Raw genomic sequence first — 14,334 nt, 5'->3', positions numbered from 1 at the left:
GGTTAAATTGACAGGATAAGCGCAATTAATGCAAGAAGCGCTGGTACTCCTTGCTTGATGATGATTGATTTATTAGAGGTCACACCGCCAAATACCGCAGCGATGATCACACAAAGAATGAAAAATAGCTGAATCATATATCCAACAGTATTCGATCCGAGAATGAGCCCCCAAATGAGTCCTGCAGCTAAAAACCCGTTATAAAGCCCCTGATTGGCAAACATCACTTTTACATTTGGATCCTTTTGCAAGTGTTCTGGCAGCTTAAAGGATCTCTTTGCCATCTTTGATTCCATAAAAAACATTTCTAATAACATAATGACAATGTGTTCTAATGCGACAATTCCTACTAATATCATTGCTAAAATATTCAATTTAGTTAATTCCTTTCTGATAGACGATCACGAATCTCTATTTTATCCGTGTATAAATCAAAGTCTTGTATTAATTCAAGCGCTTCAGTAAACCGGCTTTGTGGAATGTCTTTCATTTTTCTCACACCGAATTCCTTTTTAATAAAAGCCATGATGGTATTGATATGAAGCTTACCGTGACCATCATACTCCAAATGGCTGCAAAAAGTCTGCATCGTCCCTCTAATCACCTTCAATTGCTTAGCAGTGACACAACTCATTGGTAACGCTCATCCTTTCCTTTGTTTTAACAGCTAAAAAAGAACCATGTATGAAAGAAAAACCTTCCAGTCTCTATTATATAATGATTTCATTCGGATATCAAAATAAAAAAGAACAGACATTCGACCAAAAAGCCGCCCTTTTCATCAAAAACATTTTATTACCATATCAAAAAGCCGGATTCAATGGTAGAATCCGGCTTTCTGTTTAGTTACTTTTAGAAATTAATACCTTTCCAACAGAACGATCCTTACTTTGTCCAACGACTTTAAAGGATAGACCGTATGTTGGTACATCACGCCCTGCATCTGGATTATTTGGATTCACATAATTCTTTTTATCACTAAATGTACGAGTCGGACGAATATAGCGATCTGCCAACGTTAAGCCCGTTGTCGCTGTATAATCAATATTGAGCTTCGTACTTGGATTCAAAGAAAATGCTGCATCATGTACTTGGAAGCCTGTGGCAGCAATGGAGCCGTCACTCCACTTCAATACTTGCTGATCAGCATCTACTACCCCAAGGAAACCGTTCCCTGGGTGATTTCCTACCCAGTTATCACTATAGGATTGATCGACATACCACACGACCAAACCGTTATTATAGCTCATGAGGCTTGCCCCACGTTTGATATGCTTTAAGCCTTTATCAACGTCAGCATAAGAGCGCCACTCTAACAAATAATATTGGGGTGCATATTGTTTTCCATTAGATTTTGAGAATCCGTTAAAGGTGAAAGTAGACGTGCCCTCGGCATCATCTGACCACACTTTCGTCCCATCTGCTGTGATGTTTAAATCATCTACAAATAACCCTGGCAGTGAATAGCCTGCATCGGTTGTATAGCGGAATTGCAGGTCGATTTTCTTCCCTGCATAAGCAGAAAGATCAAAGGCTACATCTACCCATCCGTCCGATTTTCCGTCAATTCCATTGCCTTCGTTCGCACCTGCTTCATTTCGATCTTTCGTGATGTTACCAGCAATGGTCTTCCACTGATCAGTTCCTGTTTCACGTACTTCTACATACGCATAATCATAATCTTCTTCGATATCGTACCATGCTTTAAATGTAAGCTTTGCTTTGCTCCCCTTCGACAAATCGATACCTGTTGTTGTCATGGTCGCATTCAAATTGTCACCCGTTCCGCTGAAGTACGAATATTGTCCTTGAGCAGGTTTTGTGACCACAATCTCTTTATCTGGTAAATCCACTCGAACCGCATCATGATTCGTTCCTTTTGTTGCTGCTTCATCAATCAGCACTGTTTTGCTTTTCTTTAATGTTTTACCATCAATGGTTTGTCCAGTAAGCCAGTTACCACCATGCAAGTTTTGAAGCATTTCTTTCGCATATGGACTAAAGCCTGTTGGTTCCGTTCCAGGGACTTTACCTGCCCAGCTTCCGCTTGACATGATCGACCAGTATGAAACAGGCTCGCCTCCGCCTGTGTACTGTGTATCGTACTCATCAGGAAGACCAAGATCATGTCCAAATTCATGTGTGAACACGCCTGCCGCGCCATCTTCAGGCTCGATAGTGTAATCTAACGCACCTAATTTTCCGCCTTGCCCGACTTCAGATTCAGTGTTTGGAATTTCAAATACATCACCAAGTGACCAGCGGTGCGACCAAATCGCATTAGAGCCAAGTTGTCCGCCGCCAGCTTCTTCACCTACGCCAGCATGAACGACCATCAGATGGTCAATGATGCCGTCTGGTTCGTTATAAACGCCGTCTCCATCCATATCATAGCGGTCCCATTGATCATATTCACCGAGATCAATGTTCGGGTCTTTTGCTGCTGCTTCGAGTACTTCTTTCACCAATTCACGCGGTTTGCCGTCACTGCCTGATTCGTCTGGTACGTTTCCACCGTAATAGGCTGCTTCATGCTTAGCTGTATACCATCCTGCAACTGTTCCACTGATTGTGTAACTACCGCCGGACTGCTTTTCATAATATTGCTTCATGGATACTTTGCGTTTACCATCTGGACCGATGTAGCCATTTTTTCCGAAAAGCATATCTTGATAGTGCTGTTGATTGTACTTGTCATAGTACATATCAGTCTCTTCTTTTTTAATACTATTATGCTTATAATCTTTAAAATCTACTAATAAAACCAATACCTTATCATTGCGAACATCGCCTTTATACTTTTCCTTTTTGACCGGTTTTACATGATTCCCTTCTTTTCCTTTATGCTTCTTTAACTTTTTCTTTTTGGCTAATTTGTTATGTACCTCTTGTTTGTATTCTTTCAGAAATTCAGGCTCTTCTGTTAAGGTGCTTGCACTTTGTTTCATGGCAGATTCTTCTTTTTTCTTTAGATATTTCTTTAATGCTTTTTGGGTTTCTGCCTCATTGGCATTTTTTTTGATCTTTCCTTGTTTTTTCAAGGCTTTGATGAGACGGTCTTCATTCACGACACTTGCGTCAAATGGAATACCTGAATAATGACCGCCATCTGAGGATGTTGATTTCTCTGTGGTGTGGGCAGATAGAGGGGTGCTGAAAGCTGCCAATGTGCCTAAACTGAGGACAGCTGTTAGTGCAATGCTCGTCCATTTCCCTTTTTTCATATTAGTTCCTCCCTAATTTGGTAATAAATAATATCTCATTCTAGCATATTCCAATATACTTAAGTCGAAAAACATTTTATTTTCAGAAACTTTGTGGAAAATGCACAATACGGGATTGAAATGGGTGGAACAAGGTGTCGAAAATAAAAGAACCCTAGACGATAACCGCCTAGGGTGTTTGTTGTTTTACTATGAAAGCTGCTGGCCTTGAAATGCAACAACGTCAAGTGGAGCGGCTAAGAATTCTTTTGCCTTCGCTACGAAAGCTTGGAAATGTGCACTTGCATTATGGCTCTGAACCGCAGCGTCATCTTTCCACACTTCTACCATTAAAAAGGTATTTTCCTTTTCTGTATCCTTGAACAGCTTGTAGGATACATTGCCTTCTTCAGCTTGTGAAGCTTTCATTAATGCATTGATTTCTTCTAGAAATACGTTTTCTTTTTCTGGATGAATGGTCATCCCTGCATGAATAATAATCATATGATCGTCTCCTTTTGAAAAGATATTATTTCCACTCTGTAATGCGTTCAATCGGTAAGCGGTAAGATGCATAACCTTCGTCAGCAGCTTTCCCAATTGATAACAGCATCACTGGTACATAACGTTCTTTATCCCAGCCAAATGTTTCAGCGATGACTTCTTTATCAAATCCGCCAATTGGATTTGTATCATAGCCGTGTGCACGTGCTGCAAGCATAAGCTGCATAGACACAATTCCACCGTCAATTAAGATTGTTTCGCGATTGACTTGCTCTGGAAGAACCTCAAAGTGTGCAGTTAGTGCAGCAATTTGTCTTTCTTTCACTTCTTGCGGCATGTAGCCATGCTCTACTGCTTTTGAATAAATTTCATCTAAGTATTCATTGCTTTTCATATCTGCAAATACTGCAATGACAGCTGCTGATGTTGACACTTGAGTTTGGTTGAATTTTGCAAGTGGTGCAAGCTTTTCTTTTCCTTCTGGGCTGTCAATGACCATAAAGCGCCAAGGCTGTGCATTCACTGATGATGGTGCCGTTGTTGCTTCTTCTAAAATCTCTGCCATTTCTTCTTTGCTGATTTTCACAGCTGGGTCATAGTTACGAATAGAGCGGCGCCCTTTCATAATTTCCATAAAATCGTTTGTTTTTAATGTTGTAGCCATGTTGCAACACTCCTTTAGGTTGTTTGAATCTTTTCGATGTTTTGTTGTATACGGATGAGCACATCAGTGAGAAGCTTTCGTTCTTCGTCACTTACGTTTTCAAGCATTTCTGAGATAAATCGTTCTTTTTCTTTTTTAGAAGCTTCGATTCTCGTTCTGCCTTCTTCTGTCAGACGAACAAGTGTGACTCGATTATCTTCTGGCTTTCTTCTGCGCGTAACCATTCCTTTTGTTTCTAACTGTTTTAAGTGACGCGTCACAGCCGAACTGTCAATATTTACCTTTTTCTGCAAATCTGACTGGCTGATTTCGTCGGCTTGGAATAACAGTGATAGCAATTCTAGTCTTGATTGGCTGATGCCCGTGCATGCTTCGAACTTCACACCCATCATACGGTTCACGCACTGCAAACGGTATAATACCTCTGCTTCTTCAGAGCAAAATGCAGTCAATGCCATCCCCTCTTTTCTATTCAGATCAATTAGTTGATATATCAATCATTGACTCGTCAACTAATATACACCCATTATTTGATGATTGCAAGAGGTTTGTTTCATAAAGTGAAATTTTTTATCTCAATAGAAAAAGAAATGAACAAAAAAGGACAAAAGCGACGAAGCACTTTTGTCCTTTTTCCTTTATTCTGTGATCACAGTGTGAATGAGAGTTGGTGCATCAGCATGATCTGCGATGCGGATGTTGTTATAAATTTTTTCCATGACATTCGCAACATCTTCACGATTTGCATGAAGTGTCACGAGTGAATCTCCTTTTTCAACACGATCGCCGACTTTTTTGTTCAGCATGATGCCGACAGATAGGTCGATCTCGTCCTCTTTTGTTGCACGTCCTGCTCCAAGAATCATCGCTGCAACACCGATTTCGTCTGCGACGATTTCAGCAACCACACCTGATTCCTTTGCAGGAACGTCGATTTGGTAAGGGGCTTGCGGCAGTTTTTCCGGCTGATCTACAATCGAGCCGTCTCCACCTTGATTTTCTAAGAATTCCTTGAATTTCTCAAGTGCTTTGCCGTTTTTCATGACTTCAATTAGCTTTTCTCTTGCTTCATCAAGTGTCTCTGCTTTTTTCGCAAGAACAACCATTTGACTTCCTAATGTGAGCACAAGCTCGTTTAAGTCTTCAGGGCCTTCGCCTCTAAGCGTGTCAATCGCTTCTTTCACTTCAAGGGAATTTCCAATCGCTAATCCTAGCGGCTGAGACATATCAGAGATGACAGCCATCGTTTGTCTGCCTACGTTGTTTCCAATGCGAACCATTGCTTTTGCAAGCTTCTCAGAGTCTTCAGGTGTTTTCATGAAAGCACCTGCGCCCGTTTTCACATCTAGTACGATCGCATCTGCGCCAGCAGCAATTTTCTTACTCATAATAGAGCTTGCAATGAGCGGGATCGAGTTAACGGTTCCTGTCACATCACGAAGGGCATATAGCTTTTTATCCGCTGGTGTCAGGTTGCCTGATTGCCCAATGACCGCTACTTTATGACGGTTCACGAGCTCGATGAATTCGTCTTTTGTAATTTCTACGTGGAAGCCTTTTACCGCTTCAAGCTTGTCCACTGTACCGCCTGTATGTCCAAGGCCGCGCCCAGACATTTTCGCAACAGGTACATCAAGTGCAGCCACAAGAGGAGCAAGTACAAGCGTTGTTGTATCACCTACACCGCCTGTTGAGTGCTTGTCTACTTTAATGCCCTCAATGGCAGACAGGTCAATCGTGTCTCCTGAGTTCGCCATAGCGAGCGTTAAGTCTGCACGTTCTTGATCCGTCATATCTTGGAAGAAAATCGCCATAGCCAAGGCACTTGCTTGGTAGTCGGGAATTGTTCCGTCTGTATATTCTTTGACAAAGAAAGAAATTTCCTCTGAAGATAATTCTTTTCCGTCACGTTTTTTCGCAATGATATCTACCATTCTCATTGTTTTCACCATTCCTTTTTTTAAATTAGTAAATCAAACCGACAACGCCTGCTGTTAAGAAGCTGACAAGTGTTGCACCGAATAACAGCTTTAATCCAAAGCGTGCGACAACGTTCCCTTGTTTTTCGTTTAAGCCTTTGACTGCTCCAGCAATGATACCGATAGAAGAGAAGTTCGCAAATGACACAAGGAATACAGAAATGATCGCTTCTGTACGAGCACTGAAATGCACACTATCTCCATTTAGAGCAAGCATTGCCACAAATTCGTTAGATACCATTTTCGTTGCCATAATGCTTCCTGCTTGTACGGCTTCGCTCCAAGGTACACCGATAAGGAAAGCAAATGGAGCAAACACATATCCAAGTACATCTTGGAAAGAAACACCGATGACAGCTGTAAAGATTCCATTAATCATCGCAATTAATGCAACGAATCCAATCAACATCGCAGCGACAACAATCGCTACTTTGAAACCATCCATAATATATTCGCCAAGCATTTCAAAGAAGGATTGCTTTTCTTCTTCAACGACTTCGAGCATGTCTTCGTCCTTAGCTACTTCATATGGATTGATAATAGACGCGATAATAAATCCACCAAATAGGTTCAGCACAAGTGCTGTGACCACGTACTCTGGTTTAATCATTTGCATGTACGCACCGACAATAGACATCGATACTGTCGACATCGCAGATGCACATAATGTATAAAGACGCTGCTGAGGTAACAATCCAAGCTGCTTCTTAATAGAAATAAACACTTCTGATTGTCCTAAAATCGCAGACGCTACTGCGTTGTAAGATTCTAGTTTCCCCATACCGTTTACTTTGCTAAGCAAATAACCGATTCCGCGTACGATAAGCGGAAGGATACGCCAATGCTGCAAAATACCGATCAATGCCGAAATAAAGACGATCGGCAGTAAGACGTTGATGAAGAAAGTTGACGCATTATCATTCATTAACCCGCCAAATACGAAGTTGATTCCTTCGCCGGCATAGCCTAGAAGCATTTGGAATCCTTTTGCAAAGCCGCCGACTAGGAAGTTTCCAACACCTGTATTGAGCAGAATATAACCTAAAATAAATTGCAGTACAATCATGACAAATACTGGACGGAATTTTACTCGTTTTTTCCCGTTACTAGCCAGCCATGCAATGGCGAGAATCACCAGCAAACCGATGATACCAATCAAGTATTTCATGTTTTTCCTCCTCGAATGAATTCGTTTACATTAATGCGCTTGTATGGAACAAACCCTATTTAGTAAACAAAGTGCGGAAGAAATTCCCAGAAGTGAGATCCTTCCGCATATGACTTTTTCATCATTTATGAGTCACGAATGTTATCCTACCATAGGATCGTATGAATTAATAGTCTTTCGAAGGAGCTGATTGGTCCCCTTTGATAATAGAAACGCCTGCACTCGCACCAATGCGGGTAGCGCCTGCAGCTGTCATCGCTTCAACGTCCTCTTTTGTTCTCACGCCGCCTGATGCTTTCACACCAATGTCAGGTCCAACTGTTTTACGCATTAATGCGATATCCTCAGCTGTTGCACCGCCTGTACTAAATCCAGTCGATGTTTTCACAAAATCAGCGCCAGCTTTTACTGAAAGCTCACAAGCTTTGACTTTTTCTTCATCTGTTAATAAACAAGTTTCAATGATGACTTTCACTAAGGCTTTGCCTTTTGCTGCGTCTACAACTGCACGAATATCTTGTTCAACTGCATCATATTCGCCGTCTTTCAATGCCGCGATATTGATGACCATGTCCACTTCAGTTGCACCGTTTTCAATTGCATCATTTGTTTCGAATGCTTTCACTGCTGTTGTGTTTGCACCTAACGGGAAACCGATGACTGTACATACATCAACGCCTGTTCCTGCTAGTTCCTTCGCTGCAAGAGATACCCAAGTTGGATTCACACAAACGGATGCAAATTGATGAGTTTTTGCTTCTTCAAGTAACTGCATAATGGCAGCTCTAGATGTATCTGGTTTTAGTGCTGTATGATCAATGAGCTTTGCTATCGTCATGCTTACACTTCCTTTTAATTATGATACTTTCATCATATATGACCGATGAACATTTGTAAACATAGTTATGAAATTTTGTTCATCTATTTTGTGACATTTAAAAGAGCCTTTGCTGTATGCTGATCAATAATCAATACGTTCGCATATTTTCCTCTTAGTGCCCCGTGGATAGAAGCAACCTTGCGATGTCCGCCAGCCACAAGAATGGAGCGTTCTTTTGTCCTTAAATCATCAAGCTCCACACCAATAGTGCGGTTGTTAATCGCTTCACTGCAAATGCGCCCTTCCTGATCATAAAAGCGCGAACAGATGTCTCCGACGCTGGATGCTTTGAGCAGCGCTTTTTCTTCTTCACGGAAATAACCAAGTCTAAACAAAAGTGCTTCATCTCTTACCGTTCCAACAGTAAACACAGCAATATTCGCCTGTTTCCCCATTTCAATGATGCGCTGAATATGTCTGTCCTGCTCAACCATCTCCTTGACGGCAGCACTATCAAATACAACAGGAAGCGGTAAATAGCGCGGTGCTGTTTGAAAGGCCTCAGCAAACAGCTGGATGGTTTCCGCAGAATATGTATTCACATGGGAGTGGCTGATCCCACCCTTCAGCTGGACAACCTCCACACCTTTGACCTGTTTAGGTTGCATCTTTTGGGCAATTTGATACATGGTGGTTCCCCAGCTCACACCAACGATATCACCGTCTTTCACTGTGTCTTGCAAGTACTCGGCACCAAATTGGCTCAAGTATTCGGTAATCGTTGGATAATCATCTTTGGGCGAAAACACCACATGAGCTTCGAGCAGGTCATATTTTTCCTTGAGCAATGAAGATAGCTCATTTAAGTCTTCAAATGGGTCCATTACCGTTATCTGGACGTACCCCTTCTCCTTCGCATATTGAAGCAGCCGAGACACAGTTGGTCTCGACAGGTCGAGTTGTTTGGCAATTTCCTGCTGGCTGTAATCCGATAAATAATAAAGCCTTGCCGCTTCAATACTCAGTTGTTGTTTCTCCCGATCCATTCGTACACCTCCTTTTTTCTTCTATCATAACAAAATGTTCATCTTATCATGCACAAATGTTCATTTGAAGAAAATCGTATAGGCGGCTTGGAAGGTTTCATTCTTCTCTAAAGTTTGAATACCGAACTTTTCCTTGTACTGCCCATTCGCCCCTTCAACATCGGCAATACCGTACCAAGGCTCAATACATACAAATGGAGCCATTGTGCCTTTTTCTTTATTATAAGGTGACCAAATACCAACAAACGGAAAACCAGTGAGATCAACCTCAACCCCGTGACCTGCCTGAGAAATCAATGACACTCGATTGATATGGCTATAGATCATCGCATCATGCTGAAAAAGCTCTGGTCGAAGCTGAATCGGTTCAAGTTGAATGCCTTTTTCTTTCTCCCTGACAAGTGAATTTTTTAGTTCATATTGGACAGGAAGATACTCAGTGGAAGGGGTCAATGTCAGGTAGTAATCTGCTGTGCGCTCACCTTCAACAAGCGGGACATGAAATGCGGGGTGCCCTCCAATGGAGAAATACATCGTGTCATCTCCGTCATGATCAATTTCCCAGGAAATCGTCAGACCATTTTCCGACAGCTCGTATCGAATACGGGCGGTAAATTCATAAGGATACTGCTCGATGTGGCGGCCTTTTGATTCATATTGAAAGGTCACCGTATGTTTCGTTTCTTCATATAAATCAAAATCAACATCCCGCAAGAATCCATGCTGCGCAAGCTCATAGGTTTGATCACCTATCTTGTATTGGTCATTCTTTAATCGTCCGACAATTGGAAATAAGACTGGCGACACCCTGCCCCAATAAGCAGGATCGCCAGACCACATATAGTGACGTCCACTTTCCTTGTGAAGCACCTCTCTGACCTCAGCACCTCTCTCATTGACCTGAATCAATAACTGATCATTTTCAATCGTTCTCATTCCACACATCCCCTTTCCTTCTTCTTTTATTATGACAGGGATTTTGGTTTTGAGTATAAAAATAAGGCAGCCTTCCAGGCCATCAATTCTTTCTTTATATAAAAATTTTAAAAAAAGACAGAAATTCGCCAACAAAATGTGATGCTGATCCGTCTAATCTTATATAAAATAAAAGAATCGTTGTTCTTTTGGAATGACAACAAAAAAGAAGCGTTTTGACATAAATGGGGGATTCATTTTCATGAACAGCAAGGAAAATCGTTTACGTTATATATTAGGATTAGATGGGCTGAGGGCTGTTGCTGTATTGGCAGTCATTGCTTATCACTTACATATCGGACCTGCAAGCGGCGGGTTTCTTGGCGTTGATTTGTTTTTTGTGATTTCTGGATACTTGATTACGACGATCTTGTTACATAAGCAGGATCTGGGCTATCAAGAGCTTTTACCATTTTGGATGGGCCGGATCAGAAGGCTTCTTCCAGCTGCTTACGTGATGATTTTTTTAACCGTCAGCTGGTGTGCGATTGTGGGTTCGAATGCACTATTGTCCATTCGTGGCGATGCCTTATCGTCCTTTTTTTATGTCAGTAACTGGTGGTACATCTTCCATCAGCTGTCTTATTTTGATAGCTTCAACGCTGTATCTCCACTGAAAAATTTGTGGTCTTTGGCGATAGAAGAGCAATTTTATATCATTTGGCCGATTCTATTGATTGCAGGGCTAAAATGGGTGAAAAATAGATCCCATCTGCCAATGATCACCTTTGGCCTTGCACTTGTCTCCGCCTTATGGATGGCGATTCTTTATTCACCAGATACGGATCCAAGCAGAGTTTATTACGGAACAGATACTCGTGCATTTGCGCTCCTGATTGGGTGCAGCCTGGCATTTGTATGGCCCATGCAAAGACTGTCCAGCAAAAAGTTACTTCCTGTTGGCAGACGTATTTTACATATCGCTGGTTTTGGTTCGTTTGCGGTTTTTCTTTTGTGTGTTTATGCAGTGGACGAATTTGACGGCTTTCTCTATCAAGGAGGCATGCTTTTATTCTGTCTAAATGCAGCGATTTTAATTGCGTGCATCTGCCACCCTGCAAGTCTTTTAGGGAAATGGCTCTCCTATCAGCCGCTCGTCTGGCTCGGAAAGCGTTCTTATGGTATTTACCTGTGGCATTATCCCATCATCGTGCTGACCACCCCTGTCATTGAAATTGGACAGCCTTCTATGGGGCGTGTCGCATTGCAGCTCATGGCCATTTTACTCATTGCAGAGGCCTCTTACCGCTTCATCGAACAGCCGATTCGCCGGCTTGGCTTCAGACAATATTTTGCCTCTTGGTCTATTTGGAAAAAGGGATTCAAACAATGGTCTACGTCTCATAAAGTGTTCCTTGGAATCGCAGCAGCTCTTTTGATCTTATTTACCATTGGCATGTCCAGTTCGTCCCATACGTCCCCACATGCCAAGGAAGTGACACAAATTAAGACGGCACCGAAAAAAGCAGGAGACTCTGCGGAACCAAAAGCTAAGAAAAAGAAAGAAAAACACGAGAAGAAAGCAGCAGATCAGAAACAGTTTCACCAAATTCTTGCTATTGGTGATTCCGTCATGCTGGACATTGCGCCGAATCTTGAAAAAGCATATGCACAAATCACCATCGATGCAAAGGTTGGCAGACAAATGAACGAAGCCGTCAGCATCGCTCCTCAATATGCTTCATTTAATCAATCTGATGCCGCTGTTATTATTGAGCTTGGCACGAATGGCTATTTTACTGAGGGCACATTGACAGCATTCATTCAACAATTTTCAAAGGCGCACATTTTCCTTGTGAACACGAGAGTCCCAAGGTCTTGGGAAAATGATGTGAATGCAGTCATTCAGCGAGTGGCCGATCAACATTCCAATGTGACCCTTGTCGATTGGCATTCAGCCGCTACTGGACAGCCATCTTATTTTCAGCCTGATGGTGTTCACCTTTCAACAAAAGGCTCTGACACATTGACACAGCTCATTACAGCGAGCATCAAGAAAAAAGGAGATGTGTCATCTTCATCATAAAAAGACTAGCATTCTGCTAGTCTTATTTTATGCCGTTAACAGGCTGGCTCTCAACGCTAACACCCGCTTTTCCTTCGTTGTTTGATCCACCAAAGCAAAATCACCGTTCTCATACGCTAGAGAAAATACTTCTTCGATATGAAAAACACCTGTCTGAAACCGCCTGCTCAATAAATGCAATGCCGCAGCAGAGGCGACTTGAGCTGTTGCTTGAGACTCATCGCGTCCTTTTATTCCAAGCGCTGCTTGATGAATCTTGTTCCCGTCCATTCCTGTAGCCTCCACTTTCACTGCATATTGATCTGTTCCCATTTGAGCAGATTGAATCATGGAAATGGCTCGTTTCTTGATTTTCGGCACAGTGAGAAGGGACGTCATTCCGAGACTCCTTGTGAAGGCAAATGCACGCGTCGCCGCGCGGGAATCAAAACAAAGCCTTGTCGTCACAGAAGGCACGCGGAGCGTCGAAGGCAATGTCTGCTGATCAGAGAAGGGGAACTGATAGGCATGCCGCTTTCCAAGACTTCCACCAAAGTCTATCCGTTTACCTCCAGTAAAGCTTTTGACTCTTTTACGCTGATGATGCTTAGTAAGCACATAGTCAGTATGGACATGATCAAGCGTCCATTCAATAGCGGCTTTTCCATGCTGATCACCCAACCCAAGCATAATCCCTATATCTATTTGATTCACTGATGAGAGCATAGATGCTGCTTTCGCTGCCAATAAATTCGTAAGGCCAGGCGCAAGCCCGACACTGAGCAAAGCCGTTGCACCGATGTGCCGCTGATCCAGCTTTGCCACCTGCTCCATGTACGCCCCTTTCGCGGAGATATCAATATAATCAATGCCTGACCGCAGAACTGCTTCAGCAAATGACGGATCTTCTTGATCAAGACACATGATCACCAGCTTTGTTTTATCCATCCAGTCCGAATATAGCGGCTCACTGACATCTAGTTGATAAGGACGAACTTTCCCTTTTGACTGGCGTGAAAATTTCTCTGCCTTCTCATAGCTTCTGCCTGCCGCAACAATTTGTCCCGGATACACTTCACTTAACTGCAGACATATTTGCTGTCCAACATGTCCATAGCCGCCAATCACCATCACCTGTGATCTCATTTCTCATCCGCCTCTCTACGACCTCGCTTGCAAACAAGCCCTTTGATCATTCCTGCCTGAAAATAAGGTCTGATGTCTTCAAATCCCGCTTTGATTAAATGCTCTCTTATCTCTTCCTCAGGAACAGGGTGTGTCGCGTGTCCCAGCCTGTTTTTAAAGGATGTAAACACTTCTTTTTCTAGACCCTGCCGCTGCATGAAAAGAGAAAGCATGTAAAGCTCCTGTTGAAATGTATGGGACTTCATCTCTCCCTGTATAAATGCCAACACAAGCGGTGCATCTGGTTGAAGCCTGCGGGCAATCTCCTCTAAAAAGGGCTGGCGCCTTTCTATAAAATGAATCACAAGCAAACTCATCGCTGCATCGTAAACAGGTTCAGCAGAAACCTTATCTAATACGGTCTCATGCCATGTGACACGCGCCTCCATCTGAAGCTGTCCAACTCGCCGTTTCGCCATATCCAGCATAGAAGGTGACGGATCGACCCCTGTGATCAGCCAGTCTTCTTTTCTTTGTAGCATGTTGATGATCTCTTCGCCCCCGCCCGCTCCAACAGTCAGAATGCGAGAAGCCGCTCCCTTTACTTCAGTTTCTAATACGTCTATTGTCAACTCATGCAATAGCTGATAGCCGGGTACTTTATGAGCAATCGTGGCTGCGTATGATTCAGCTACGGGATCGTGCCAATGCTGGTTTCCTTTCATGTCCTTCTCCTCCAGTTCCTTTCCGCTTTACATCGTTTCCTGTACACTAACGGTATGACATCTTTATTGTAAAAAGAGACATCAGAAAACACGATCCCTAAAAGTGGGGATTTTTGAGGA

At 42.6% G+C, this 14,334-nt stretch carries 14 protein-coding genes; 1 reads left to right on the top strand and 13 read right to left on the bottom strand.

Annotated elements, in window-relative coordinates; translation table 11 throughout:
* Positions 1–2: 2 nt before the first annotated feature.
* From C6347_RS00820 to C6347_RS00765, 11 genes are all read right to left on the bottom strand, one after another.
* A complete protein-coding gene (locus C6347_RS00820) occupies positions 3–374 on the bottom strand; it encodes a DUF1304 domain-containing protein (protein ID WP_106071292.1) in 372 nt (123 codons plus the stop codon).
* Positions 375–379: 5 nt separating this feature from the next.
* A complete protein-coding gene (locus tag C6347_RS00815) occupies positions 380–634 on the bottom strand; it encodes an ORF6C domain-containing protein (RefSeq protein ID WP_012011773.1) in 255 nt (84 codons plus the stop codon).
* 208 nt (positions 635–842) lie between these two features.
* The gene (locus C6347_RS00805) at positions 843–3,224 is read right to left on the bottom strand and encodes an immune inhibitor A domain-containing protein (RefSeq protein WP_106071291.1); all 2,382 of its coding nucleotides are present in this window, start codon (positions 3,222–3,224) and stop codon (positions 843–845) included.
* Between the two features lie 189 nt (positions 3,225–3,413).
* Complete coding sequence (locus tag C6347_RS00800; RefSeq protein ID WP_060597613.1) at positions 3,414–3,707, bottom strand: putative quinol monooxygenase; 294 nt, start codon at positions 3,705–3,707, stop codon at positions 3,414–3,416.
* Positions 3,708–3,732: 25 nt separating this feature from the next.
* The gene (locus C6347_RS00795; RefSeq protein ID WP_012011776.1) at positions 3,733–4,371 is read right to left on the bottom strand and encodes a nitroreductase family protein; all 639 of its coding nucleotides are present in this window, start codon (positions 4,369–4,371) and stop codon (positions 3,733–3,735) included.
* A gap of 14 nt (positions 4,372–4,385) precedes the next feature.
* On the bottom strand, positions 4,386–4,829 hold the full coding sequence (locus tag C6347_RS00790) for a MarR family winged helix-turn-helix transcriptional regulator (RefSeq protein ID WP_106071290.1): 444 nt from the start codon (positions 4,827–4,829) through the stop codon (positions 4,386–4,388).
* Between the two features lie 180 nt (positions 4,830–5,009).
* Positions 5,010–6,311, bottom strand: a complete 1,302-nt coding sequence (locus tag C6347_RS00785) for a pyrimidine-nucleoside phosphorylase (RefSeq protein WP_095285603.1) — start codon at positions 6,309–6,311, stop codon at positions 5,010–5,012.
* A gap of 25 nt (positions 6,312–6,336) precedes the next feature.
* A complete protein-coding gene (locus C6347_RS00780) occupies positions 6,337–7,518 on the bottom strand; it encodes a NupC/NupG family nucleoside CNT transporter (RefSeq protein WP_060597614.1) in 1,182 nt (393 codons plus the stop codon).
* Positions 7,519–7,684: 166 nt separating this feature from the next.
* A complete protein-coding gene (gene deoC / locus C6347_RS00775) occupies positions 7,685–8,356 on the bottom strand; it encodes a deoxyribose-phosphate aldolase (protein ID WP_060597615.1) in 672 nt (223 codons plus the stop codon).
* An 83-nt stretch (positions 8,357–8,439) separates the two neighbouring features.
* Positions 8,440–9,384, bottom strand: coding sequence for a DNA-binding transcriptional repressor DeoR (locus C6347_RS00770; protein WP_034660503.1), 945 nt, complete (start codon positions 9,382–9,384; stop codon positions 8,440–8,442).
* 60 nt (positions 9,385–9,444) lie between these two features.
* Positions 9,445–10,320, bottom strand: coding sequence for an aldose 1-epimerase family protein (locus tag C6347_RS00765; RefSeq protein WP_060597616.1), 876 nt, complete (start codon positions 10,318–10,320; stop codon positions 9,445–9,447).
* Positions 10,321–10,561: 241 nt separating this feature from the next.
* Between C6347_RS00765 and C6347_RS00760 the strand changes: the two genes are divergently transcribed.
* On the top strand, positions 10,562–12,385 hold the full coding sequence (locus C6347_RS00760) for an acyltransferase family protein (protein ID WP_106071289.1): 1,824 nt from the start codon (positions 10,562–10,564) through the stop codon (positions 12,383–12,385).
* A 27-nt stretch (positions 12,386–12,412) separates the two neighbouring features.
* Here C6347_RS00760 and C6347_RS00755 read toward each other — a convergent pair whose 3' ends face one another.
* Positions 12,413–13,510 (bottom strand): saccharopine dehydrogenase family protein, encoded by a 1,098-nt coding sequence (locus C6347_RS00755; RefSeq protein WP_106071288.1) that lies wholly within the window; start codon positions 13,508–13,510, stop codon positions 12,413–12,415.
* Positions 13,507–14,214, bottom strand: coding sequence for a class I SAM-dependent methyltransferase (locus C6347_RS00750; protein WP_060597618.1), 708 nt, complete (start codon positions 14,212–14,214; stop codon positions 13,507–13,509). The genes C6347_RS00755 and C6347_RS00750 overlap by 4 nt, the downstream gene beginning before the upstream one ends.
* Between the last annotated feature and the right edge of the window lie 120 nt (positions 14,215–14,334).

The sequence above is a fragment of the Bacillus sp. NMTD17 genome (assembly GCF_002998735.1).
Lineage (GTDB): Bacteria > Bacillota > Bacilli > Bacillales > Bacillaceae > Bacillus.
Note: the sequence above shows the minus strand (reverse complement) of the source record. Positions and strands in the feature narration are given on the sequence as shown.

Excerpts from the sequence above, each read along its gene's own strand:
- C6347_RS00815 (WP_012011773.1), bottom strand. The coding sequence starts at position 634 with ATGAGTTGTGTCACTGCTAAGCAATTGAAGGTGATTAGAGGGACGATG.
- C6347_RS00805 (WP_106071291.1), bottom strand. The coding sequence starts at position 3,224 with ATGAAAAAAGGGAAATGGACGAGCATTGCACTAACAGCTGTCCTCAGT.
- C6347_RS00800 (WP_060597613.1), bottom strand. The coding sequence starts at position 3,707 with ATGATTATTATTCATGCAGGGATGACCATTCATCCAGAAAAAGAAAAC.
- C6347_RS00795 (WP_012011776.1), bottom strand. The coding sequence starts at position 4,371 with ATGGCTACAACATTAAAAACAAACGATTTTATGGAAATTATGAAAGGG.
- C6347_RS00790 (WP_106071290.1), bottom strand. The coding sequence starts at position 4,829 with ATGGCATTGACTGCATTTTGCTCTGAAGAAGCAGAGGTATTATACCGT.
- C6347_RS00785 (WP_095285603.1), bottom strand. The coding sequence starts at position 6,311 with ATGAGAATGGTAGATATCATTGCGAAAAAACGTGACGGAAAAGAATTA.
- C6347_RS00780 (WP_060597614.1), bottom strand. The coding sequence starts at position 7,518 with ATGAAATACTTGATTGGTATCATCGGTTTGCTGGTGATTCTCGCCATT.
- deoC (WP_060597615.1), bottom strand. The coding sequence starts at position 8,356 with ATGACGATAGCAAAGCTCATTGATCATACAGCACTAAAACCAGATACA.
- C6347_RS00770 (WP_034660503.1), bottom strand. The coding sequence starts at position 9,384 with ATGGATCGGGAGAAACAACAACTGAGTATTGAAGCGGCAAGGCTTTAT.
- C6347_RS00765 (WP_060597616.1), bottom strand. The coding sequence starts at position 10,320 with ATGAGAACGATTGAAAATGATCAGTTATTGATTCAGGTCAATGAGAGA.
- C6347_RS00760 (WP_106071289.1), top strand. The coding sequence starts at position 10,562 with ATGAACAGCAAGGAAAATCGTTTACGTTATATATTAGGATTAGATGGG.
- C6347_RS00755 (WP_106071288.1), bottom strand. The coding sequence starts at position 13,510 with ATGAGATCACAGGTGATGGTGATTGGCGGCTATGGACATGTTGGACAG.
- C6347_RS00750 (WP_060597618.1), bottom strand. The coding sequence starts at position 14,214 with ATGAAAGGAAACCAGCATTGGCACGATCCCGTAGCTGAATCATACGCA.